Below are 22,272 nucleotides of genomic sequence, written 5' to 3'. Positions count from 1 at the left end.
TTACGCGGCCAGCCTCCCCGGCATCACCGCGCGCGGCCCGAACTTCGCGCGGGCACGGTCCGCGACCTCCTCGATCCGGCGGACCTTCTCGTCCACGGGGTCGAAGGTGAGCTGGTAGGAGGCCTGGTCGGCGGAGGTCAGACCCTCGGCGCGCAGGACGAGCGCACGGACCCGGGCACGCTGGAGGCCGAGCGCCTCGTACATGCCGTAGGCCGTCTTCGTCAGGGCCGCCGAGTGCGCGGTCGGCTCCTTGAGGGTGCGGCTGCGGGTGGTCGAGGAGCGGTCGGCGTAGCGCACGGTGAGGGTCAGGGTGCGGCAGACCTTCTCCACCGCGCGCAGCCGGGCACCGATCTCCTCGGCGGCCGACAGCAGCGCCCTGCGGTGCCGGCCGGGGTCCAGCTCATCGAGTTCGAAGGGGCGTTCGGCGGCCAGGGACCGGGAGACGGCGTTCGGGACGACCCGGCCCCGGTCGACGCCGCCCGCCCTCTCGCGCAGTTCGCGGCCCGCCTTCGCTCCGATCAGCCGCTGGAGCGTGGACAGGGGCGCGGCGGCGACCCGTCCCAGGGTGTCCAGGCCGTACTCGCACAGGGTGCGGGCGGTCGCCGTGCCGACGCCGGGCAGCGCGGACACGGGCCGCTCGGCGAGGAACTCCGCGATGGCGTCCGGCTCCTGGGGTACGGCGCAGGTCACCCCGGGGCGGGCGTCGCGCAGCGCCACGCGGGCCAGCATCGGGCCCGGTCCGGCGCCGATCACGCAGTCGACGCCGTGAAGCGCGAGGGCGCGGACCCGGATCACCGAGGCCAGTTCGACGGCGCTGCGCCCGAAGTACCGCTCGGCGCCGCGGAGATCGGCCAGCGCCCCGTCCGGGGGCAGCGCCTCCACGACCGGGGTGAACTCCTCCAGCAGTCCGAGCAGCCCGGGCAGGGCCGCCTCGTACATCGGCGGCAGCTGGAAACGTACGCAGAGGATGGTCATCCCGCACTCCCCGGACTCTGGTGCCACAACTTCCTTCCGCTCGCGGGCCCTTCGCCCGCGGGACGCAGATCCGCCCAGGGGTGCATCTCGTACCCCGTGGACATGCGGATCTTCCGGTCGGCCATCGGGTCAGGAGCCGCGGAACCGGCCGGCGGGGGCGCTCCCTCCGACCCCGCGAGCCGGGCCCGGGCCGGACCGTCGCCGTCCACCGTCCCCCGCTCGGCCCCGGGCGGCTCCGCGAGCCGTGCCGCCACCTCGTCGAGCCCGCCGTCGGTGCGCAGTTCGACGAGTTCGGCGAGGTTCCAGGCGGCGGACCCCACCACGCTCAGACTGCGCGGACCGCGCCGCTGCACCACTCCGCGCACCAGCAGCAGCCAGGAATGGAAGACGGTGTGGGCACAGGCATCGTGCGAGTCGTCGAAGAAGGCGAGGTCGACCAGGCCCGTGCCGTCGTCCAGTGTGCTGAAGATGACCCGCTTGCCGGACCGGATCGGCGGGGTCTGGGTGGCCGCCTTGGCGCCCGCGACCAGCACCGTCTCCCCGTGCCTGGCCTCACGCAGCCGGCGTGCCGACACCACGCCCAGCTCCTTGAGGAACTCCCGGTGGTCGTCCATCAGATTGCGCGAGGCGTCCATGGAGAGCACACCCAGCTCGGCGCTGAGCCGCTCCGCCGAGGTCAGGTCGGGCAGCCCGGCCGAGGCCGTCCGCCGCCCGCCGGCGAGAGGAAGCTGGCCGCCGCCACCGCCCCGGGCACCCCGGTGCAGCTCGGTCAGATGCAGTTGCAGGTCGCGGCGGTTGGCGCCGAAGGCGTCCAGCGCACCCACCTGGGCAAGCCGCTGGGCGAGCGGGCGGCTCGGCCGGGCCCGCTCCCAGAAGTCCAGCAGGGAGGCGTACGGTTGCCCGTCCGCGATCCGCTTCGCCTCGGCCTCGCTGATGCCGTGCACGTCGGAGAGGGCGAGCCGCAGCCCCCGCACCCCTGATTCAGACACCAGTTCGATCCTGTGTGCCACCCCGGACACGTTCACGTCCAACGGCAGGATCGGCACCCCGCGCCGCCGCGCGTCCGCCAGCAGCAGCCGCTTCGGATACATGCCGGGGTCGTGCGTGAGCAGCCCGGCGTAGAAGGCGGCCGGGTGATGCGCCTTCAGCCACGCCGACTGGTACGTCGGCACGGCGAAAGCGACCGCGTGCGCCTTGCAGAAGCCGTACGAACCGAACGCCTCGACGATCTCCCAGGTCCGCTGAATCGTTTCCGCGTCATACCCGTTGGCCGCCGCCTGCTGGGCGAACCACACCTTGATCCGCCCTTGCGACTCGAGGTCGGACAGCCCGCGCCGGATCCGGTCCGCCTCGCCACGCCCGCAGCCGGTCATGACGGCGACGATGTCGATGACCTGCTCATGGAAGACGACGACCCCGTACGTGTCCTTCAGCGGCACCTCGAGATCCGGGTGCGGGAAGCGGACGGGCGCCCGCCCGTGCCGGGCCTCGATGAACGGCCGCACCATGTCGGCGGCGACCGGCCCCGGCCGGAACAGCGAGATGTCGACCACCAGGTCGTGGAAGGTGACCGGCTGCAACCGCCCCACCAGATCCCGCTGCCCCGGCGACTCGATCTGGAAGCAGCCCAGCGTCTCGGTGGACCGGATGAGCCCGTACGTCGCCGGGTCCCCCGGCGGCAGCGCGTCCAGGTCGACCCGCTCGCCCGTCACCCGCTCCACCTCGGCGACCGCGTGCGCCATCGCCGACTGCATCCGCACACCCAGCACGTCCAGCTTGAGCAGCCCGAGGTCCTCCACGTCCTCCTTGTCGAACTGCGACATCGGCAGCCCCTCGCCACTGGTGGGCACCACCGGCGTACGGGCGAGCAGGGAGGCGTCCGACAGCAGCACCCCGCACGGATGCATGGCGACACCGCGCGGCAGCGCGTCGAGAGCCTCGACCAGCTCCCACAGCCTGCCGAACCGCTCCTTCTCCCCCGCGAGCTGCCGCAGCTCGGGCAGTTCCGCCAGCGCGGCACGGGCGTCCCGGGCCCGGATGTGCGGGAAGGACTTGGCCACCCGGTCGATCTCGGCCGGATCCATGGACAGAGCGGCCCCCACATCACGGATGGCGTGCCGCACGCGATAGGTCTCGGGCATGGAGACGGTCGCGACCCGCTCGCCACCGAACCGGTCGATGATCGCCCGGTAGACCTCCAGCCGGCGCGCGGACTCGACGTCGATGTCGATGTCCGGCAGCACGACCCGCTCCTTGGACAGGAAGCGCTCCATCAGCAGCCCGTGCTCGATCGGGTCGGCGTGCGCGATCCCGAGCAGATGGTTGACGAGCGACCCTGCACCGGAACCGCGGGCGGCCACCCGGATCCCCATCTCCCTGACGTCGTCCACCACTTGGGCGACCGTGAGGAAGTAGGAGGCGAAGCCGTGGTGGGCGATGATGTCCAGCTCGCGGTGCATCCGCTCCCAGTACTCACGCCTGCCGCTGTGACCGAGCCGCACCATGCCCGCAGCCGCCCGGGAGGCGAGCGCCCGCTGGGCGGTGCGGCGACCGGCGCCGACCAGGTGCGGCTCGGGGAAGTGGACGGTGCCGATGCCGAGATCGTCCTCGGGGTCGACCAGACACTCGGCGGCCGTGTCCCCGGTCTGCTCCAGCAGCCGGTGGGCGGTGTCCCGCCGGTACCCGGCCGCCTCCACCACCCGCTCGGCCACCCGCAGCATGGCCTGGGCGTCCTTCAGCCAGGCCTCACCGGAGTCCAGCTCCTTGCGGGGGTCGATCGGAACCAGACGCCGGGCGGCGTCCAGGACGTCGGCGACCGGCCCCTGGCCGGGGTCGGCGTACCGGACGGCGTTGCTGAGCACGGGCCGCACCCCTTGCTCGGCGGCGAAGCCGACGGTACGGGCGGCCAGCCGCAGGGAGCCGGACCCCGTGCCTTCACGACCGTGCCAGACGGCCTCCAGGCGCAGCGCGTCGCCGTAGACCTCGCGCCAGGGGACGAGCAGCCGCGCGGCGCGGTCGGGCCGCCCCGCGGCGAGCGCGCGGCCCACGTCCGACCCCGGACCGAGCAGCACGGTCAGCCCCTCGCCGTGGTTGCCGTCCCAGGGAAGCAGAGGCACACCCTCGCCCTCGTGCGCCGCCGTGACCATCCTGCACAGGTCGGCCCAGCCGCGGGCCCCGTCCCGGGCGAGAAAGGTCACCCGGGGGGTCGACTCGTCCACGAAGGCACCACCCCGCACCGGCGTACGACGCCTCTCATGCCGTACGACCACGGGCTCGGCCACCGCAAGATCCACGCCGAACAGGGGGCGGACACCCGCCTTGGCACAAGCCTTGGCGAAGCGGACCGTACCGGCGAGGGTGTCGCGGTCGGTGAGGGCGAGAGCGTCCATGCCCCGCTCCTCGGCGCGCTCGGCCAGCCGCTCCGGGTGGGAGGCCCCGTACCTCAGGGAGAACCCGGAGACGGTGTGCAGATGCGCGAAGCCCGGCACACACACCTCCCGTACTCGTGAGCCCCGAACAGCTCTCGAACATCAGTTCCCACCCCCACCATACCCCCATTCCCGAACAAGTGTGCGACATCCGCAAGACGGCGTCCGACCTGCACAAACGCCCGGACACACGCCCCATACCGGCCGGCTGCCGCGCACGGCGGGAAGGGGACGTGGCGGGGGTGTCCGCCCGCGGCGGCCGGCGCAAAAGGGGCGCCGATCAAGGAGACGGCGCGCCGGACCGAGGACGGACACCCCCCGCCGCGGCCCCGACCCCCGACGAACCACGGGCGCGCCCCAAGCCAAGACGGACCCGCACAGGCGCCGCAGGTATCGACGCGAACCCGACGCACGCGCAGAAAACCGCGAAGCCCCGCCCCTCGAACGGGACGGGGCTTCTCACGGACCCTCTGAAACCTGCCAAACCTCCGAAGCCGCCGAAGCCGCCGAAGTCGCCACGAAGCCGGGTGATCAGCCGATCTTGCTGCCGGTCGCCGACAGCGCCTCGGTGACGGGCTGGAAGAACGTCTCCCCACCGGAGGTGCAGTCACCACTGCCCCCCGAGGTCAGCCCGATGGCGTTGCCGCCCGAGAAGAGCGACCCCCCACTGTCACCGGGCTCGGCACACACATCGGTCTGGATCAGACCGCTGACCGTGCCCTCGGAGTAGTTGACGGTGGCGTTCAGCCCGGTGACCGTGCCGTCGTGCACATGAGTGGTCGAGCCACTGCGCGCGACCTTCATGCCGACGGTGGCCTCGGCGGCACCGGTGATCTTCTGGGAGGAACCGTTGTAGAGGTCGACCTCGCTGGGGTGGTCCACCTGGGCCGTGTACTTGACCAGCCCGAAGTCGTTGCCCGGGAAACTGGACTGGGCGTTCTGCCCGATCTGCTTGCCACTGGAGTCCGACCACGTGGAGATGGCCTCGGTGCAGTGGCCCGCGGTCAGGAAGTACGGCTGCCCGTCCTTGACCACGTTGAAGCCGAGCGAGCAGCGCCCGCCCGAGCCGCTGATGGCGTCACCACCGGCGACGAAGGGCTTGAACTCCCCCTTGGACCGCTTGAGTTCGGCCTTCCCGCCGAGCCCCTCGACCACCTTGTCGAGCTTGGTCCAGGTGGCCCCGGACACGGTCCTGTCGGCGGTGACGACGACCTTGTTGGTGACCGGGTCGGTCGCCCACGAGGTGCCGGGGACGGTCGCGTCCCGCTTCAGCGCCGCCCGCGCGCCGTCGAGTTCGGCGAGCGAGTTGGCGACGATTCTGGCCTTGGCGCCGGCCGCCTCGACGGTCCTGGCGGCGGTCGCGTCGAGCACGTTGACGACGAGGCTCTTCGCCTGGGTGTCGTAGTAGCTGCCCGCCGCGCCGGAACCGAGGTCCTGCACGAGCGTCGAGGCGAGCTTTCCGGCCGCCGGGGCGGACAGAACCCGCGCTTCCGGCGCGGACTTCGCGGGCTCGCTGGCGTTCGCAGTCTGGAAGGTGATGCCCGCGGCGACCAGTGCGGCGACTCCCGCGCCGGCCACGGCGGCCCGCCGCCCGGATATGCGTCGGTGCTTCAACTCGTGTCCTCCTGTGGGGGGTCGGTCCGGAGGTTGTGGGGACCTCACGGGCCTGAAGGCTGGTTGACGGGCGCCCACTCTTCCGAACCGCACGGGGAGCACACAAGGTCGACTTCAGGACGCGCGCGCGGGAAAGCCGTACGCCCCCGGCTCACTTGACCGGGAGCCGACACCCCAGGGAATTCGCACTGCAAACACTACGCGCGAGTAACCCATAGGCGGGCAGTGACGGTTACCCCTGGCCGGAAACCAACGCACCACGCCATCCACGCAGTGGCCCGGACAGGGGTGTGCCCCCGCACGCGACCCGCGTGCGGGGGCACACCGAAAGCCGTGTCCGTCGGGGATCCGAACCGTCAGGGGTTCGGCCCCGCCAGGGAGCCGACCCGTCAGGGAAGGGTCACACCGTAGTAGCTCAGCGCCTCGGTGACCGGCTGGAAGAAGGTCGTACCGCCGGAGCTGCAGTTGCCGCTGCCGCCGGAGGTCAGACCGTAGGCCACGCTGCCCGCGTAGAGCGGACCGCCGCTGTCGCCGCCCTCGGCGCAGACCGTGGTCTGGATCAGGCCGCGGACGATGTCACCGCTGCCGTAGTTGACCGTGGCGTTGAGCGCCGTGACCCGGCCGCTGTGGGTGCCGGTGGTGGAACCGCGCCGGTAGACGGTCGTCCCCACGGACGGGGTGGCCGCGCTGCTGATGGTCTGGCTGCCGACCGCGCTCGGGTGCGAGATCGAGGAGTTGGTGTACCGCACCAGCGCGAAGTCGTTGCCCGGGAAGCTGTATCCGACGTTGGTGCCCAGCACCGTGCTGTGGTTGGAGTTGCTGTACCAGGTGGAGGCGACCTCGCCGCAGTGGCCGGCGGTCAGGAAGTAGTACGTGCTGCCGCTGTGCACGTTGAAGCCGAGCGAGCAGCGATAGGCGCCGCCGTAGATGGCGTCGCCGCCGGTGATCAGCTTGTTGAACTTGCCGGGGGTGTGCTTGATGGCCAGCGCGCCCGCGTCGGCGCCGGCCTGCCGCTTGATCTTGGCGATCTCGGCCTTGGAGACCGTGCTGTCGACGGTGACGACGACACGGTTGGTCCCGCTGTCCACCGCCCAGGCCGTGCCGGCGATGTCGGACTTGAGGACGGAGTCGCTCGCCTTGGTGAGCTGGTTGGCGCTGAACGTGTGGGCGTCGCCGGCGTTCGCGGTGGGGGCGGCGAACGCCGCCGCGGCCAGGAAGCCCGTCGCCACGGCGATCAGCCGGGTACGTCTCGCGGTGCCGCTGCGGGGAGTGGTGCGCTTGATCCTCACGTTTCGTTCCCTCCCAGGGGAAGTCGGGGGCCCGCGTGGGGTCGGGGCCCGTGAGGCGCAGCCAGGAACCGGTCCGGGATCCCGAACTCTCATGCCCCTGACAAGCGCTGAGCGGCAGTATTCGGCCGAACGGCCGGTCGGCACAAGGGCGCCTTTCGGCCGTGCAGCGTTCAACCGTCGTACCCCTCGCGCGCCTTGACATTTCCGCACATGCCGTCATCTTCACGCCGCCGGCCGCCCCCGCAGCGAGCGGGAGCGGCCGGCGGGCGGCCCGACGGACACCTGTGGCCGCGGTCAGTCGTTCCGCCGGGCGGCCCCGGTTCGGCTCAGCGCGCGCTCCCCCGCGTCGACCGCAACCTCCAGCAGGTTGCCCGGCGGCGGGAAGGGGCAGACGAAGTGGTCGGCGAACGCGCACGGCGGGAGCTGGGCGCGGTTGAAGTCGACCGTGGTACGGCCCTCCGCGTCCGGTGCCTGCGGGAAGAGGAACCGGAACCGGAAGCTGGTGTGGCCGCTGGTGGCGTCGGCGAACACCGCCCACAGCGGGCCGTCGTCCTGCTGCGCGACCTGAAGGGTCAGGTCCTTTCCGGCCACGGTGAAGGCGAGTTCACCGGCGAGGGCGAGCCCGCGTTCCCGTCCGTCCGCGTTGCCGACCCGGACGGTGCGCGTGTCCTCGTACGGCGTGAAGCGCCCCGGAACCGACCAGCGCGGGTCGTACGGAGTGGCCTCGATACCGCGGAAGGCGTGCCGGGCGCCGGCGTCCGGGTCGTAGACCCGCACCCCCCAGACACCCTCGCGGACCAGCACCACCAGCCGCGTCCCGCCCAGCGCGACCCGCGACCCGGCCGCCGGGCCGCTGTCGGCGGGGAGCCTGACCTCGCCGGAGAAGGGCAGGCCGTCCACGGACAGGCCGTCGGCCCCGGCGGCGTTGAGCACCACTCCGTCACCATCGGCCACCCAGGTCCCCGGAATGTCCGGAAGTCGACCCTCCGGATGATCCTCGACCCAGTGGGTGGCGGTCAGCGCGAGCGGCCCGAAGGGCGCGGAGACCGCCTCCACGCGCTGCTCGTGCCACCGCTTCCAGGCGTCGGGTGCGTCGGTCGTCATGCGATCGGTTCCTTTCACGCGCGCTCAGCCTTCCCCCGCCGGGTCGGGCAGCCCGAGGTGTGAGCGCAGGGTGGTGCCCTGGTATTCCGTGCGGAAGGCGCCGCGCTCCTGGAGCAGTGGCACCACCCGGTCCACGAACTCGTCGAGGCCACCGGGCATCAGGTGCGGGAGGAGGACGAATCCGTCGGCGGCGTCCTCGCGTACGTAAGCCTCGAGTTCGGTGGCGACCGTCTCCGGGGTGCCGACGAAGGACTGGCGCCCGCTCGCCTCGATCACGGTCTCGCGGATCGACAGCCCCTTCTCCCTCGCCAGCACCCGCCATTGCTCGGCGAGCGCGAGCCGGTCCCGGTCCTCGGCCGTCGCCCGGCCCGGCGCCGGGCCGGTCTCCGGGAGCGGCCCGTCCGGGTCGCGACCGGAGAGGTCCAGGCCCCAGACCCGCTCGAGTACGTGCAGTGCACCCCGCGGGGTGATCTGCTGCCGCCTGATCTCCACGGCCCGTTCCTGGGCCTCGGCGGCGGTGTCCCCGAGGACGACGGTGACGCCGGGCATGACCTTCAGGTCCTCCGGTGCCCTGCCGTACGTGGCGAGGCGCCGGCGGACGTCGGCGCGCAGGGAGCGGGCCGCGGCCGGCGGGCGGTGCCGGGCGAGGAACACGTCGGCCGAGGCCGCGGCGGACTCCCGGTCCCGCTCCGTGTCCCCGGCCCGGATCACCACGGGGTGGCCCTGCGGCGAGCGGGGCAGTCCGAACTCACCCGCGATGTCGAAGTGCCGGCCGTGGTGCGCGAACGGCCGGGACACCCCGTCGGCCGTCCAGGAGCCCCACAACCGCCGTGCCACGGTGACGAACTCGGCGGCCCTGCCGTGGTGGTCCGCGTCCCCGATGCGGCCGCCGTGGCGGAAGTTGGCGCCGCTGAAGGCGTCCGAGGAGGCCTCCACGTGGCAGGCGGCCCGGCCTTCGCTGAGGTGGTCCAGGGTCGCGAGTCTGCGGGCGAGTTCGTACGGCTCGCTGAAGGCCGCGTGCACGGTGGCGGCGAGCCCGAGCCGTTCGGTGACGCCGGCGAGCGCGTTCAGCACGGTGATCGGCTCCGGCCAGCCCGTCGCGTGCAGGTCGTGGATCCGCCCCCGGTGCTCGGGCAGCCGCGGCCCGTCGGTCAGCAGCAGGAAGTCGAACAGCCCGCGCTCGGCGGTGCGCGCCGGCTGCTCGAAGGAGGCGAACGCACATCGCGGACCGGAGCGCGGATCGGTCCACACGGCGGTCTCGCCGTCCCCCGGCAGCCGGGCCGCCAGGTGCACCTGTCGTCGTACGTTCATGACGTTCCCCCGGTCACGGCGTACTGGTTGGCGGGCCGGGACAGGCCCAGGTGCTCGCGCAGGGTGCTGCCCGGATAGAAGGTGCGGAACAGGCCGCGGTGCTGCAGCAGCGCCACCGTGCCGTTGACCAGCCGCTCCAGGTCACGGCGCGGCTCGACGGGGACGAGGTGGAAGCCGTCGGTGACGCCCTCCGCGTGCCAGCCGGCGATCAGCTCCGCGAGGTCGACGGGGCCGCCGCGGTACAGCGGGCCCCGGGCGCTGGGCCGGGGTCCTCCCCCGCCGTGCCCGGGCTCGGCCGCGTGCTCCCCGTCGCCGAGGTCGACGAGCAGGCTCACCAGCACCCGCAGGGAGCGCGGGTTTCTGCCGAACTGCGCTGCCTGGTCGAGCAGTTGGCGGCGCACGGCGGCGGCCTGCGCGGGGTCCGCGGCACGCACCAGGGCCACGTCGGCGTGACGGGCCGCGATGGGCCGGGCCTGTCCCTCGGTGGCGTCGACCACGCGGACGGGGTGGCCCTGCGGGGGCCGCGGCACCGTCGAGGGGCCCTTGACCGAGAAGGCGGTACCGGTGAAGTCGACATGGTGGAGCCTGTCCCGGTCGAGGAAGCGGCCGCTTCGCACATCCCTGATCTCCGCGCCGTCCTCCCAGCTGTCCCACAACCTCGCGGCCACGTCGGCGACTTCCCCGGCCTCCTGCCACAGCGCGTCGGCCGGGGCGGCATGTCTGCGGCCGAACAGGCGGGCCTCGCCCTCGGTGGTGGACACGTCGATCCGCCAGCCGGCCCGGCCGCGGCTGGCCCAGTCGAAGGTGGCGACGGCGGCCTGGAGCCGGAAGGGCTCGGTGTGCGTGGTGCTGACGGTCGGGACCAGCCCGATCCGCCGGGTGGCGGGCGCCACGCGCGACAGCACGGCGAGCGCGTCGGGCCCGGGGCGCGCGAAGGAGTCGTCCAGTGTCACGAAGTCGAGCCCGCCGCGCTCGGCGAGCCGCGCCGGCTCGACGTAGGAGCCGGCGTCGTAGCGGCCCGGCTGGTCGAGGGCGGCGGCGAGGTGGAGTAGCGCGCTCATGCCAATGCCCTGCCTCACAGGACCTTCGACAGAAACGCCCGGGTCCGCTCCTCGCGCGGAGCGTCCAGCACCTCGCCCGGCGGGCCCTGCTCGACGATCCTCCCGTCGGCCATGAACACCACCGTGTCGGCGACCTCGCGGGCGAAGGAGATCTCGTGCGTGACGACGATCATCGTCGTGCCCTGGCCCGCCAGGTCCCGGATGACGTCCAGCACCTCCCCGACCAGCTCGGGGTCCAGCGCCGAGGTCGGCTCGTCGAAGAGCAGCAGTTTCGGCTCCAGCGCGAGCGCCCGCGCGATGGCGACCCGCTGCTGCTGGCCGCCGGACAGCTGCCGGGGGTAGGCGTCGGCCCTGTCGCCCAGCCCCACCCGCTCCAGCAGCCGGTGTGCGCCGTCCACCGCCTCCTTGCGGGGCCGCTTCAGCGCGGACACCGGTGCCTCGATGACGTTGTCGAGGACGGTGAGGTGCGGGAAGAGGTTGAAGTTCTGGAAGACGAAGCCGATCCGCGTGCGCTGTCGGAGGACCTCGCGCTCGGGCAGTTCGTGCAGCTTGTCACCGGCGCGCCGGTAGCCGATCAGCGAGCCGTCCACGGTGATCGCGCCCTGGTCCACCTTCTCCAGATGGTTGATGGTGCGCAGCAGCGTGGACTTGCCGGAGCCGGAGGGGCCGAGCACGACGGTGACCTCACCGGCGCGCACCTGGAGGTCGATGCCCTTGAGGACGTCGAGCGAGCCGAAGCTCTTGTGCACCGACCTGATGTCGACCATGACGGTCATGGTGTGGGTTCCTTGTCAGTGGGCGTGGGCGGGGCGGTCACGCGGCGGCTCTGCCGGCCAGGTTCCGCAGGAAGGACAGCGCGGCCCGGGCGGTGGCGTCGTTCTGCCGGAAGGCGGGCCCGCCGGTGCGCGGCCGGGTGAAGGCGCCCGGGGTACGGCCGTCGGTGAACGGGCCGAGCGCGAAGCGCCGCGGATGCGGTCGGCCGGCGCCGTCCAGGATCCGGCCGTCGCCGGAGTCGACACGCAGCAGCCCGTCGGGGGTCTCGGCGGCCCCGTCGGCGTGCAGTTCCCGCAGCAGGGTGTCGCGGGCCCGGCCCACGGTCGGCTCGGGCAGCCGGGCCTCGACCAGCGCCCGCGCCTCGACGGAGAACCCGGGAACGGTCGGGCCGGCCGCCCGGAACACCCCGTCCCCGGCGGTGACGGTCATGTCGGCGCCGACGAACCGCAGGAGGCCGGTCCGGGACAGGGCGAGCATCTGCCGCAGCCGGGGGCCGGGCGGCCCGGACGCCAGGTAGCTGAAGAAGCCGTGCCACCACGGACCGATGTTCCCGAGGCGCACCAACTGCCCGTAGACGGACAGCATCCCGAGAAAGACACCCAGGTCGGCGCTGTGCCGCGGATCGTGCCGGCGGCGCAGGTCGCCCTCGACATGGCCGCGCAGTCCCTCCTGGAACTCCTCGTGCGAGGTGTGACGGACCCCGTCGAGGGGGTGGTCGAGCGCGGCGAGGTCGAGTCGGTCGGCCAGGTCCGGCACGGCGGCGGCTACGAGCGCCCGGGTCTCGGCGAGGTCGGCGGCGGCGGCGTACTTCTCCTCGAAGTCGGCCCAGGCCATCGCCGTACGCTCGGCATGTGCGGTGAACAGGCGGTGGTAGTGGGCGAAGCCCAGCTCCCTCTCCACCAGCGGCCACACATCGCGCCGGAAGTCGAAGCCCTCCGGCCGCGCCAGCAGTCCCTCGACCTCGGCGGGGCCGAAGAAGCGGGGCAGCGGCGGCCGGTCGCCGGTCCAGTCGTAGCCGATCTTCGAGCGGTACGGCACCCCGCGCCGCGAGCCGACGTACAGCACCGGCTCGCGACCCGAGGGCACATAGGTGTCGCCCTCGTAGCGCCCGCCGCGCCCCTCGGTGAGCAGCACCATCAGGTCGACGAAGGCCAGCCCGAAGCCGCGCACCAGGACGGGTTCGCCGGGCTTCAGCGGGGACAGGTCGCTGTCCGCGGTGAAGTCGGGCGGCAGATGGACGAGGCCGTGTTCCCGGGCGTAGGCGGCCAGTTCGACCTGCTCCGGATCGAGTTCGGAGTCGAGGTGGCCCAGGGCGAGGACGACCAGGTCGGCGAGCAGGGGGCGCGGGCGGCCCTCCAGCCACACCTGCTGGCGTCCCTCGCGCGGGCCGCTCACCCGAAGGGCACGCCGGGCATGGTGATGCACGGTGACGCCCGGAGGCAGCTCGGCGAGGGCCCGCTCGTACACCCAGCGCAGATAGCGGCCCTGGATCTGCCGGTCGGCGAAGGTGCGGCCGTCCAGGCCGGCCCATTCGTGCAGGGTGGGGCCCTCGCGCACCGGGCCGTCCATCCGCACCGTCTCGTCGGTGAACATGGTGACGTCCTCGGCGTGCGAGTTCATCCAGAGCAGGGGCGACTGCGCCTCGCGCCAGATGCGTCCGCCGCCCGGCGGATGGGGGTCGACCAGATGGATGTCGAGTCCCGAACCGGCGTACAGCTCGGGCGCGTTGGCGGCGATGCGTTCGAGCAGTCCGGTCCCCCGCGGCCCGGCTCCCACGATCACCAGCTGCGGCCTCATCGGGCGGACTCCGTACCACGCGCATAGCGCTTCTCCACGTAGTACTGGCCGACGCCGAGGACCGAGGTGACGATGGTGTACCAGAGGGTGGCGACCATCAGCAGCGGTATCACCTGGTACGTGCGGTGGTAGATCAACTGTGCCGAGAACAGCAGGTCGTTGACGGCGATGACGCTGACGATGGAGGTGCCCTTGAGGGTGCCGATCAGCATGTTCCCGGCGGGCGGCACGATGGACCGCATGGCCTGCGGCAGCACGATCCGCCGCCAGCGCCTCCACCGGCTCAGACCGAGCGCCTGGGCGGCCTCGATCTGCCCGCGGTCCACGGAGAGGATGCCGCCGCGGACGACCTCGGCGGCGTAGGCGGCCTCGTGCAGGGTGAGGCCCACGATCGCGACGGCGACCGGGCCCAGCAGGTTGACGGTCTTCACCCCGAACAGCTGCGGGTACAGCGCCCCGATGTTGAACCACAGCAGCAGCTGCACCAGGATCGGGATCGACCGGAACAGCCAGACGTAGCCCCAACTCACCCACCGCAGCACGGGGTTGGCGGATAGCCGGAAGGCGGCGAGCAGGGTGCCGAGGGCGAAGCCGAGGACCATCACGACCGCGGTCAGCCACAGGGTGAGCCACAGTCCGCGCAGTACGGAGTCCGAGGTGAAGTAGTCGGCGACGACGTCCCACTGGAACGCCTCGTTGCGCAGGACCGAGTTGACGGCGAGTCCCAGCAGCACCAGGACGGCGACGGCGGCCGCCCACTGGCCGGGACGGCGCTGCGGGACGATCGTCAGCGCGTCCGCGCGCTCGGACGCCTCGGGGGCGGCGGGGACTTTGGCGAGGGTGTCGGATGACATGCGAGGGCTCCGTGACGTTGGTCGAACGTCGGACACGGTGGGTGCCTTCACACGGGCGCGCCGCGTGGCGCGGTCACGGCCGAGCCCCTCAGCAGGGCCGTCCGTCGAGAGTACGTGGGCGTTTCGGTGCGCTGTCAAGGCTGTCCACACTGTGAGCCTTACGTCTCAACTCGGTTGACGCAGAACCGGATGCCTGTTCCACTTGGCCCATGCATCCACAGCAGTGGCTGGTCACCCGCTCCCACATCGACTTCGGTCGCGTGTGGTCCTCTTCCTGTTGAGCTGACCCCCTGCGCGCCCGTTCCTGAGCGGGCTCACGCGTTCTCCCTCCCTCGCGTTCTTCTTTCTTCTTCGCCTTCACACGCGCACCCCTCCCCTCGCGCTCTTCACGCCTTCCGCCACCAGGAGACCGCTGCCCCATGCGTACGCCCGCATATCGCCATTTCTTGCCGTTTGTCGGCATCACTTCGGCCACTCTCCTGCTCACCGCCTGCGGCTCCGGGTCCGGTGGCTCGGGCGGGACGGACGCCGCCGGGGTGGCGGCCAAGTCCGACAAGGTGCCCACCACGGACGTCGTCTCCGCCGAGACGAAGGACGCGGCGGCCGCGAAGCTGCTGCCGGCGGGCGTCACCGGTCTCACCGTCGCGGTCAGCGTCGGCGGCACTCCGCCCGGCACCACGTATCTGAGCGACGGCAGGACACTGACCGGCCAGGACGTCGACTTCACCAAGGCGGTCGCCAAGGTGCTCGGCCTCGAACTCAAGGTGGAGCAGGCGAGCTTCGAGGCGATCCTGCCCGCCCTGGACAGCGGCAAGTACGACTTCGGCGCGAGCAACTTCGGCGTCACCGACGAGCGCCGCAAGACGATCGACTTCGTCACCTACATCAACGACGGCCAGGGCTTCGCCACCCGCAAGGACAGCAAGCTGGGCAGAATCACCGATCTCGAGCAGCTGTGTGGCCTCAACGTCGCGACCGGCGCCGGCACGACCTTCGAGGCCACGCTGGAGGAGAACAAGCACGTGTGCACGGACGCGGGGAAGAAGGCTTACCAGGTGCAGACGTACTCCGAGCAGGGCGCGATCTGGTCCTCGGTGCAGCAGGGCCGCAGCGACGTGGTGATGTCCACGATCAACGGCCTGCGCTACGCCGTCGCCCATCAGGAGGGGGTGAAGTTCCTCAACGAGTTCCACCGCCTGGACGTCGGCTTCGCCTTCAAGAAGGGCACCAGGCTGGCCCCGGCCTTCCAGGCGGCGGTGAACAAGCTGATCGCCGACGGCACCTACGACAAGGTCCTGAAGAAGTGGGGGACGACCGGGTCCTCGATCGCCGAGTCGCGGATCTCACCGCCGGAAGCGAAGAACTGAGTCACAGCCCGCAGTCACAGCACGAGCAGCACTCACAGCACTCGCAGCACTGGCACGCCTCGCAGCACGAGCAGTCGCAGTCGCAGTTGTTGCACCACCCCTCGCGCTTCTTGCGCGACCACGGCCCCTCGTACTCGTCGGCGCAGCACACCTTGCAGGTGCAGCACAGCCCGAGGGCCGCCGCACACCCGGCCCAGAAGCCCCGCTTGTCCGGGCGTGGCGGCTCACCGCCGAAGGGGCTGCCGTAGGGGTTTCCCGGCGCCGGGGGTGCGCGGTGCCCTGGAGGCGGTCCGAAGGAGGCTTCGGGTGCGTGCCCGCACGCACCGGTGCCGAACGCGCGGTCCACCGACCGCCGCAGCTCGTGGACGAGGAGCAGGTGAACGAGCTTGCCGTCGCTGAACTCGGCTTCCCGCAGCGCCAGCCGGATGCCGTGCAGGGCGTCGTCGGCGAGCCTGCGGGCCTCGCCGAGGGAGGTGCCGGTGGCGGTGAGGGGGTTCCAGGCGCCCGAGAGGGCGTCGGCCTCCCGGTCCTCCACGGCGTCCAGCAGATGCGCGAGCCGCCCGAAGAGACGTCCGGCCTCGGCGAGCGGCTCGGTGTTGCCCGGCCGCCCGGCGAGCACCGCGGTGTGCGCGAAGGCGGCCGCGGTGGCGGTCTCCGTCGGCTCGGTGACCGTCAGCAGCGGGGTGCCGTAGGCGGCCAGGGCCTCGATGCCGGTCTGCCGGTCGACGGCGTCGACCAGGATGCGGTGTCGAATCCGACCGCGAGACCGCCGCGCTCCCCGGCTCTGCCCCAGCTCGCCGCGACCCGGCGCGCCGCGGCCGCGACCGGCCTGCGGGCCAGCAGCCCGTCCCGGTCGGCGACATGGTCGCGGACCTTGGCGGAGGCGAGCACCAGCGAGACGGCGGCGGCGAGCCGCGCGCCCTCGCCCTGCGCGACGGACGCCGTCCGCATCCCGCGCAGAGCGCACGGACCGGCCGTCCGCCGGGACCCGCTCAGCGCGCCCGCCTGAGCCTCCGTCAGAACCGATACGAGAAGCCCGTCATAGTTCGTCACGACACGGGCGAACTGTCCGTGATCACGGCGCAGTGCGAGACAGAGTCCGCACAAGTGCGCCATCCACTGGGCCTTCAGGCCCTCCCCGAGCCGGTGGCCGCACGGCCTGACGATTCCGAACACGCCGATCCCCCGTGGTCCGCTGTGATGTTGAGCCGGGGCATCGTATCGACCGACTGTCGGGTCGTATCAGGGTTCACGTTCACCCGTACGCACCGTGCCTCACCCATCCGCCAACGACAATCATATTTCACTCACAGTCAGCAGCCGTATGAGTCACGACCCTTGGGGCACAAGGACTCTCGACGGATCCGCTGTGCACCAGTACCGTCACAAACCCCCCGCGCGGCGTCTATCCACTTGGCGCGCCGTCCGCATCATGGATGACCATAGGGATGCGGAAAGCAAGAAGGACTGCTGTGAGAGGAGGCGTCCATGGGATCGGTACGCAAGGCGAGTGCGTGGCTCGGCCTCGTCGACGACAACGATGACGAGCGCTACTACGACGACGACTACTCCGAGGGCACCGCGTCCGCGGACGCCTGGGTCACGGACCCCCGGGTGAAGGTGGCCACGGACACGGCCGAGGAGAAGGGCCGCCGGATCGGCACGGTCACCCCGGACAGCTTCCGGGACGCCCGCTCCATCGGCGAGCTGTTCCGGGACGGTGTCCCGGTCATCGTCAACCTCACGGCGATGGAGCCGGCCGACGCCAAGCGCGTCGTCGACTTCGCGGCCGGGCTGACCTTCGGTCTGCGGGGCACCATCGAGCGGGTCGCGAACCGCGTGTTCCTGCTGACGCCGGCGAACACGGAGATCGTCAGCGGCGAACCCGCGGCGCGCCGCGAGGACGGCTTCTTCAACCAGAGCTGAGGCAGGGCCGCTCGCCGGCCCTGCCTCCCCCCGGGCTCACCGGAAGGCGTCGAGCCCGGTGAGCGCCTTGCCCAGCACGAGCTGGTGCATCTCGACGGTGCCCTCGTAGGTGAGCACCGACTCGAGGTTGGTCGCGTGCCGCATCACGGGGTATTCGAGGGAGATCCCGTTGGCACCGAGGATCGTCCGCGCCGTACGGCAGATCTCGATGGCCTCGCGGACGTTGTTGAGCTTGCCGAAGCTGACCTGCTCGGGACGCAGGCGGCCGGCGTCCATCCGCCGCCCCAGATGGTGGGCGAGCAGAATCCCCTTGTGCAGTTCCACCGCCATGTCGGCGAGTTTGGCCTGGGTGAGCTGGAAGCCGCCGATGGGCCGCCCGAACTGCTCCCGTGACTTCGCGTAGTCGAGGGCCGCCTCGAAGCTGCTGCGCGCGGCACCCATCGCGCCCCAGACGATGCCGTAGCGGGCGTGCGAGAGGCAGCCGAGCGGTCCGCGCAGGCCGGTGACCTCCGGAAGCACGGCGGTGGCGGGCAGCCTTACCTCGTCCAGGACGAGTTCGCTGGTCACCGAGGCGCGCAGGGACCACTTGTGCTTGATCTCGGGCGCCGAGAAGCCGGGCCGGTCGGTCGGTACGACGAACCCGCGGATCCCGTCCTCGGTCTGCGCCCAGACGACCGCGACCCCGGCCACGGACCCGTTGGTGATCCACATCTTGCGGCCGTTGAGGACCCAGTCGTCGCCGTCGCGCTTGGCGTGGGTGCGCATGGAGGCGGGGTCGGAGCCGTGGTCGGGCTCGGTGAGCCCGAAGCAGCCGATCACCTCGCCGGCGGCCATGCGCGGCAGCCACTCCTGCTTCTGCTCCTCGCTGCCGAAGCGGTGGATCGCGTACATGGCGAGCGAGCCCTGCACGGAGACCAGGGACCGGATACCCGAGTCGGCGGCCTCCAGTTCCAGACAGGCCAGGCCGTACTGCACGGCCGTGGCGCCGGCGCAGCCGTACCCGGTGAGCGACATGCCGAGGGCGCCGATCCCGCCGAGTTCGCGCGCGAGCTCCCTGATGCCGGGCAGCTCGCCCTTCTCGTACCAGTCGGCGACATGGGGCAGCACGCGGTCGGCCGCCCAGCGGCGGACGGTGTCCCGAACGGCCAGGTCCTCCGGGTCCAGGAGGTCGTCGATCCCGAGCGGATCGGCGGCATCGAACGGGGGCAACTTCGCGGACGCGGACATGGAACACCCTCCGGGACACTGAGGCAGGCTGCGGCACGGTGAAAACTAGCAGCGCTAGTTACGACTCCGCAGCCGACGTTACGGTGCAGTGTCCCGCACGTCCAGAGCGGGGGTCAGGCAGACACCCTCGGCTTCTCGGCCTCCCGCGGCGACGGCAGCCCCACCTCGGCGGCGCCCTCGTTCCCTTCGGCCCTTTCGGCCCCTTCGACCCCTGCGGCCCCTTCATGGGGCTCGCCGCACTGCATGACCCGGGGCAGCCGCAGTGCCATCGCCGCGCCGAGCAGCAACAGGCCGGCGCTCACCAGCAGGGTGACGTGCAGCCCGTGCACGAAGGAGTCCCGGGCGGCCAGGCGCAGCGCGGCCCCGGCGGACCCGCCGAGGCGCCCGGCCACCTCGTAGGCCTCGCCCAGCGAGTGGCCCGCCGCGTCCGAGGCGTACGGGGAGACTCCCGGCACCGACGCGAGACCGGGTGCGTAGGCCGCGTTCATCACGCTGCCCAGCAGCGCGATCCCGATCCCGGCGCCCAGCTGGTACGACGTCTCGCCGATCGCGGCGGCGCCGCCGGCCTGCTCGGCCGGGGCCTCGCTCAGCATCGACTCGTACGCCCCGAAGAGCGTGGTCTCCAGGCCGAACCCGAGGAGCACGAAGCCGAACAGCAGCAGGCCCGGGTCGTCGGTCCCGCCCATCGCCGTCAGGGTCAGGACCGCGGCGGCGGTGAGGCAGAAGCCGAAGCAGACCATCCGGCGCGGTCCGAAGCGGCGCAGCATCCGCGCGCCGGCGAGGCCCGCCGCCATCGCCGCCACGGTCAGCGGCAGCAGTCTGAGGCCCGTCTCCAGCGGCGAGAGACCCAGCACCAGTTGCAGGTACTGCGCCGCGATCAGCTCCAGGCCCACCAGCGCGAGCATCGCCAGCACGATGCAGCCCACCGACGTGCTGAACGCCGGCCGCCGGAACATCCGCAGATCCACCAGCGGATGCGGGCGCCGCCGCTGCCGCCGCACGAAGAGGAGGAGCAGTGCGGCACCCACCAGCAGCGGCAGCAGCGTGACCGGGTTCGCCACCGCCTCGCCGCCGCCGAGCCGCTTCACCCCCAGCACGACACCGAAGAGGCCGACCGCCGCCATCAGCGCGCCGACGACGTCCCACGGGCCGTTGCGGTCGCCGCGCGACTCGGGCAGCAGCATCCGCCCGACCGGCAGGCTGACGAGCATCAGCGGGATGTTGACGAGGAAGACCGAGCCCCACCAGAAGTGCTCCAGCAGGAAGCCGCCGAGCAGGGGTCCGACCGCCGCGCCGACGGCCGCGACCGCGCTCCAGATGCCGATGGCCAGCGCGCGCTCGCGCCGGTCCGGGAAGACCTGGCGGAGGATGGACAGGGTCGCGGGCATGATCATGGCACCGCCGACACCGAGCAGCGCCCGCGCGAGGATCAGCGCCTGGGCGCTGGGTGCGAAGGCGGCCAGGGCGGAGGCGACGCCGAAGAGGGCGTAACCGAGCAGCAGGACGCGTCTGCGGCCGACCCGGTCGCCGAGGGTGCCGAACAGGATCAGCAGCGAGGCGCAGACGAGCGGGTAGACGTCGACGATCCAGAGCAGTTCCATGGCGCCGGGCCTGAGGTCCTCGGTGACGGCGGGGACCGCCACGTGCAGCACGGTCGCGTCGAGGGCGACGAGCAGCAGGCTGACGCAGAGGACGAGGAGGACGACCCAGCGGTTGGCACCGGCCCCGGCCGTCCGACGGCGCGGCCGTACCGCAGCCGTGGTCGTCCCGGACATGTACGTACCTCCCAGATGATCCCTCGCGTGCGGCGGATCGGCGGGGTGGGGATCCCCGTCGTACGGCCGGAGAGGAGCGGCGTCTCCGGCCCGCGCAAACCCACGCGGGTGACTCGTCAGCGTACGCGCATTCGCCGCGCGGTCGCGTGGCGGACCTCTCACACGCGGGACCGAACCCGTGTGGCGTACACCACTTCGCCCGCTCTTGACCACGCCCCGGCGGACGGCCCGGTTCCCCGTCCGGTCGATAATCGAGCCCGTGACAGATCTCGCGACGCGTGTGGCCCCGTCCCGCGCCCCACTTCTGCGCCGGGCGGCCCCGGCCCTCCTGGGGTACGTGGCGGTCCGCGCCCTGGGCCTGCTCGTGCTGGCCGTGTGGAGCGCCGCGCGCGGCAAGAGCGCGTACACCCTGCTGACCGCACGCTGGGACTCGCTCTGGTACACCCGGGTCGCCGAGCTGGGATACGGCTACGAGGTGCGACTGCCGAACGGCGACGTCCACTCCAACCTGGCGTTCTTCCCGCTGCTGCCCTGGCTCGAGCGGCTGTTGCACACGGTCGCTCCGCTGTCGTACGCGGACGCCGGCTTCGTCGTCAGCCTGCTCGCCTCGCTCGCCGCGGCCGCGGGGATCTTCGCGGTCGCGGAGCACGTGTACGGCCGGCGTACCGGGGTGTGCGCGGTGCTGCTGTGGGCGGTGCTGCCGGTCGGCATCGTGCAGTCGATGGCGTACAGCGAGTCCCTGTTCACGGCACTGGCCGCGTGGTCGCTGTACGCGGTGCTGACCGGCCGGTGGGTGAGCGCGGGCGCGCTCGCCGCGCTGGCCGGGCTGACCCGGCCGGTGGGGCTCGCGGTGGTCGCCGCGGTGTGGGTGGCGGGCGTCACCTCTTTCCTGCGGGAACGAAACGCGCGGGGCGTGCGCGGCACGCACAACGGCGAACGCGCTCGCACCACGGCGGTCGATGCTCGCTCGGGGCGCGAAGCGCACACCGACGGCACGAACCGGACGACACAAGCCCCTTCGGCACCAGAGGGCGCGTACGACACAGCACGCGCCTCCTCTTCGTCAGGAGGCGCAACCGACGCAACGTGCGCCCCCTCCTCATCAACTGCCCCACCGGACACGGCACACGTCTCTTCGCTCAGCCGCCGCACGAGCGGCGCGACCCAGGACGCCCCCGTCCCACGCCGCGTCCTCGGCATGCTCCTCGCCCCGCTCGGCGCCGCCGGCTACGTCCTCTGGGTCGGCCACCGCACGGGCCAGGGCCTGTTCGGCTATCTCGACGTACAGGCGGGCTGGCGCAACGGTTTCGACGGCGGGTACGCCTTCGCCCGCTTCGTCGCCGACAAGTTCACGTCATTCCCGTCGGCCCTCGCCGGTGCGGGCCTGATCATCGGGGTGGCGCTGCTGATCTGGCTCTACGTGACCGGCGTACGACAGCGCCAGCCCGTCGCGCTGCTGGTGTACACGGGTGTCGTGCTGGCGCTCGCGCTGTGCGCCTCGAGTTACTTCGGGTCGAAGCCGCGGCTGCTGATGCCGGCCTTCCCGGTGCTGTTCCCGCTCGCCAGGGCCCTGGCGCGGCTGCGGACGTCCAGGTCGGTACTGGTGATGGCCGTGGTGACGGTGGCCACGGCGGTCTACGGCGCGTTCTGGCTGAACGGTTCCGGTCCCCCGTGATCGACTCCGGCGGCCGATGACGCCCGGGAGAATTCCACCCCATGACCCGGTGAACGAATTCATAAGGGCGATATAAACAACACCCGGCATGATCA

At 72.1% G+C, this 22,272-nt stretch carries 15 protein-coding genes and 1 pseudogene; 3 read left to right on the top strand and 13 right to left on the bottom strand.

Translation table 11 applies throughout. From position 1 onward, the window contains the following. The 10 genes from AC07CM_RS13365 to AC07CM_RS13320 all read right to left on the bottom strand — a co-directional run bounded on the left by AC07CM_RS13365 (position 1) and on the right by AC07CM_RS13320 (position 14,207). A complete protein-coding gene (locus AC07CM_RS13365; RefSeq protein WP_478876499.1) occupies positions 1 to 975 on the bottom strand; it encodes a DNA polymerase Y family protein in 975 nt (324 codons plus the stop codon). Next, positions 972 to 4,463 (bottom strand): DNA polymerase III subunit alpha, encoded by a 3,492-nt coding sequence (locus tag AC07CM_RS13360; protein WP_478876498.1) that lies wholly within the window; start codon positions 4,461 to 4,463, stop codon positions 972 to 974. The genes AC07CM_RS13365 and AC07CM_RS13360 overlap by 4 nt, the downstream gene beginning before the upstream one ends. 471 nt (positions 4,464 to 4,934) lie before the next feature. Further along, entirely contained in the window at positions 4,935 to 6,017 is a 1,083-nt protein-coding gene (locus tag AC07CM_RS13355; protein ID WP_478876497.1) for a S1 family peptidase, read from the bottom strand. Between the two features lie 389 nt (positions 6,018 to 6,406). Then, the gene (locus AC07CM_RS13350; protein WP_478876496.1) at positions 6,407 to 7,306 is read right to left on the bottom strand and encodes a S1 family peptidase; all 900 of its coding nucleotides are present in this window, start codon (positions 7,304 to 7,306) and stop codon (positions 6,407 to 6,409) included. 294 nt (positions 7,307 to 7,600) lie between these two features. Beyond that, the gene (locus AC07CM_RS13345; RefSeq protein WP_478876495.1) at positions 7,601 to 8,410 is read right to left on the bottom strand and encodes a DUF1684 domain-containing protein; all 810 of its coding nucleotides are present in this window, start codon (positions 8,408 to 8,410) and stop codon (positions 7,601 to 7,603) included. Between the two features lie 24 nt (positions 8,411 to 8,434). Beyond that, positions 8,435 to 9,721, bottom strand: a complete 1,287-nt coding sequence (locus tag AC07CM_RS13340) for an NtaA/DmoA family FMN-dependent monooxygenase (RefSeq protein WP_478876494.1) — start codon at positions 9,719 to 9,721, stop codon at positions 8,435 to 8,437. Continuing rightward, a complete protein-coding gene (locus AC07CM_RS13335) occupies positions 9,718 to 10,782 on the bottom strand; it encodes an LLM class flavin-dependent oxidoreductase (RefSeq protein ID WP_478876493.1) in 1,065 nt (354 codons plus the stop codon). The genes AC07CM_RS13340 and AC07CM_RS13335 overlap by 4 nt, the downstream gene beginning before the upstream one ends. 14 nt (positions 10,783 to 10,796) lie before the next feature. After that, positions 10,797 to 11,558, bottom strand: a complete 762-nt coding sequence (locus tag AC07CM_RS13330; RefSeq protein ID WP_478876492.1) for an amino acid ABC transporter ATP-binding protein — start codon at positions 11,556 to 11,558, stop codon at positions 10,797 to 10,799. 37 nt (positions 11,559 to 11,595) lie between these two features. Continuing rightward, the gene (locus tag AC07CM_RS13325) at positions 11,596 to 13,353 is read right to left on the bottom strand and encodes an FAD/NAD(P)-binding protein (protein WP_478876491.1); all 1,758 of its coding nucleotides are present in this window, start codon (positions 13,351 to 13,353) and stop codon (positions 11,596 to 11,598) included. Then, positions 13,350 to 14,207, bottom strand: coding sequence for an amino acid ABC transporter permease (locus AC07CM_RS13320; RefSeq protein WP_478876490.1), 858 nt, complete (start codon positions 14,205 to 14,207; stop codon positions 13,350 to 13,352). Before AC07CM_RS13320 ends, AC07CM_RS13325 begins: the two co-directional genes overlap by 4 nt. Positions 14,208 to 14,626: 419 nt before the next feature. On the opposite strand from AC07CM_RS13320, the gene AC07CM_RS13315 reads away from it, so the two are divergent. Then, complete coding sequence (locus AC07CM_RS13315; protein WP_478876489.1) at positions 14,627 to 15,574, top strand: ABC transporter substrate-binding protein; 948 nt, start codon at positions 14,627 to 14,629, stop codon at positions 15,572 to 15,574. 1 nt (position 15,575) lies between these two features. Here the strand turns inward: AC07CM_RS13315 and AC07CM_RS13310 are convergent. Continuing rightward, a pseudogene (locus AC07CM_RS13310) lies at positions 15,576 to 16,750 on the bottom strand (DUF5685 family protein). A 312-nt stretch (positions 16,751 to 17,062) separates the two neighbouring features. Here AC07CM_RS13310 and AC07CM_RS13305 point away from each other — a divergent pair. Next, a complete protein-coding gene (locus AC07CM_RS13305; protein ID WP_478876488.1) occupies positions 17,063 to 17,500 on the top strand; it encodes a cell division protein SepF in 438 nt (145 codons plus the stop codon). 36 nt (positions 17,501 to 17,536) lie between these two features. Here AC07CM_RS13305 and AC07CM_RS13300 read toward each other — a convergent pair whose 3' ends face one another. After that, a complete protein-coding gene (locus tag AC07CM_RS13300; RefSeq protein ID WP_478876487.1) occupies positions 17,537 to 18,727 on the bottom strand; it encodes an acyl-CoA dehydrogenase family protein in 1,191 nt (396 codons plus the stop codon). Positions 18,728 to 18,840: 113 nt separating this feature from the next. Next, complete coding sequence (locus AC07CM_RS13295) at positions 18,841 to 20,502, bottom strand: MFS transporter (RefSeq protein ID WP_478876486.1); 1,662 nt, start codon at positions 20,500 to 20,502, stop codon at positions 18,841 to 18,843. 259 nt (positions 20,503 to 20,761) lie between these two features. On the opposite strand from AC07CM_RS13295, the gene AC07CM_RS13290 reads away from it, so the two are divergent. After that, positions 20,762 to 22,177 carry a mannosyltransferase family protein gene (locus AC07CM_RS13290; protein ID WP_478876485.1) on the top strand — a complete coding sequence of 472 codons (1,416 nt, stop codon included), beginning with the start codon at positions 20,762 to 20,764 and terminating at the stop codon, positions 22,175 to 22,177. Positions 22,178 to 22,272 lie beyond the last annotated feature (95 nt).

It is taken from the genome of Streptomyces sp. NPDC044061, from assembly GCF_056434305.1.
Note: the sequence above shows the minus strand (reverse complement) of the source record. Positions and strands in the feature narration are given on the sequence as shown.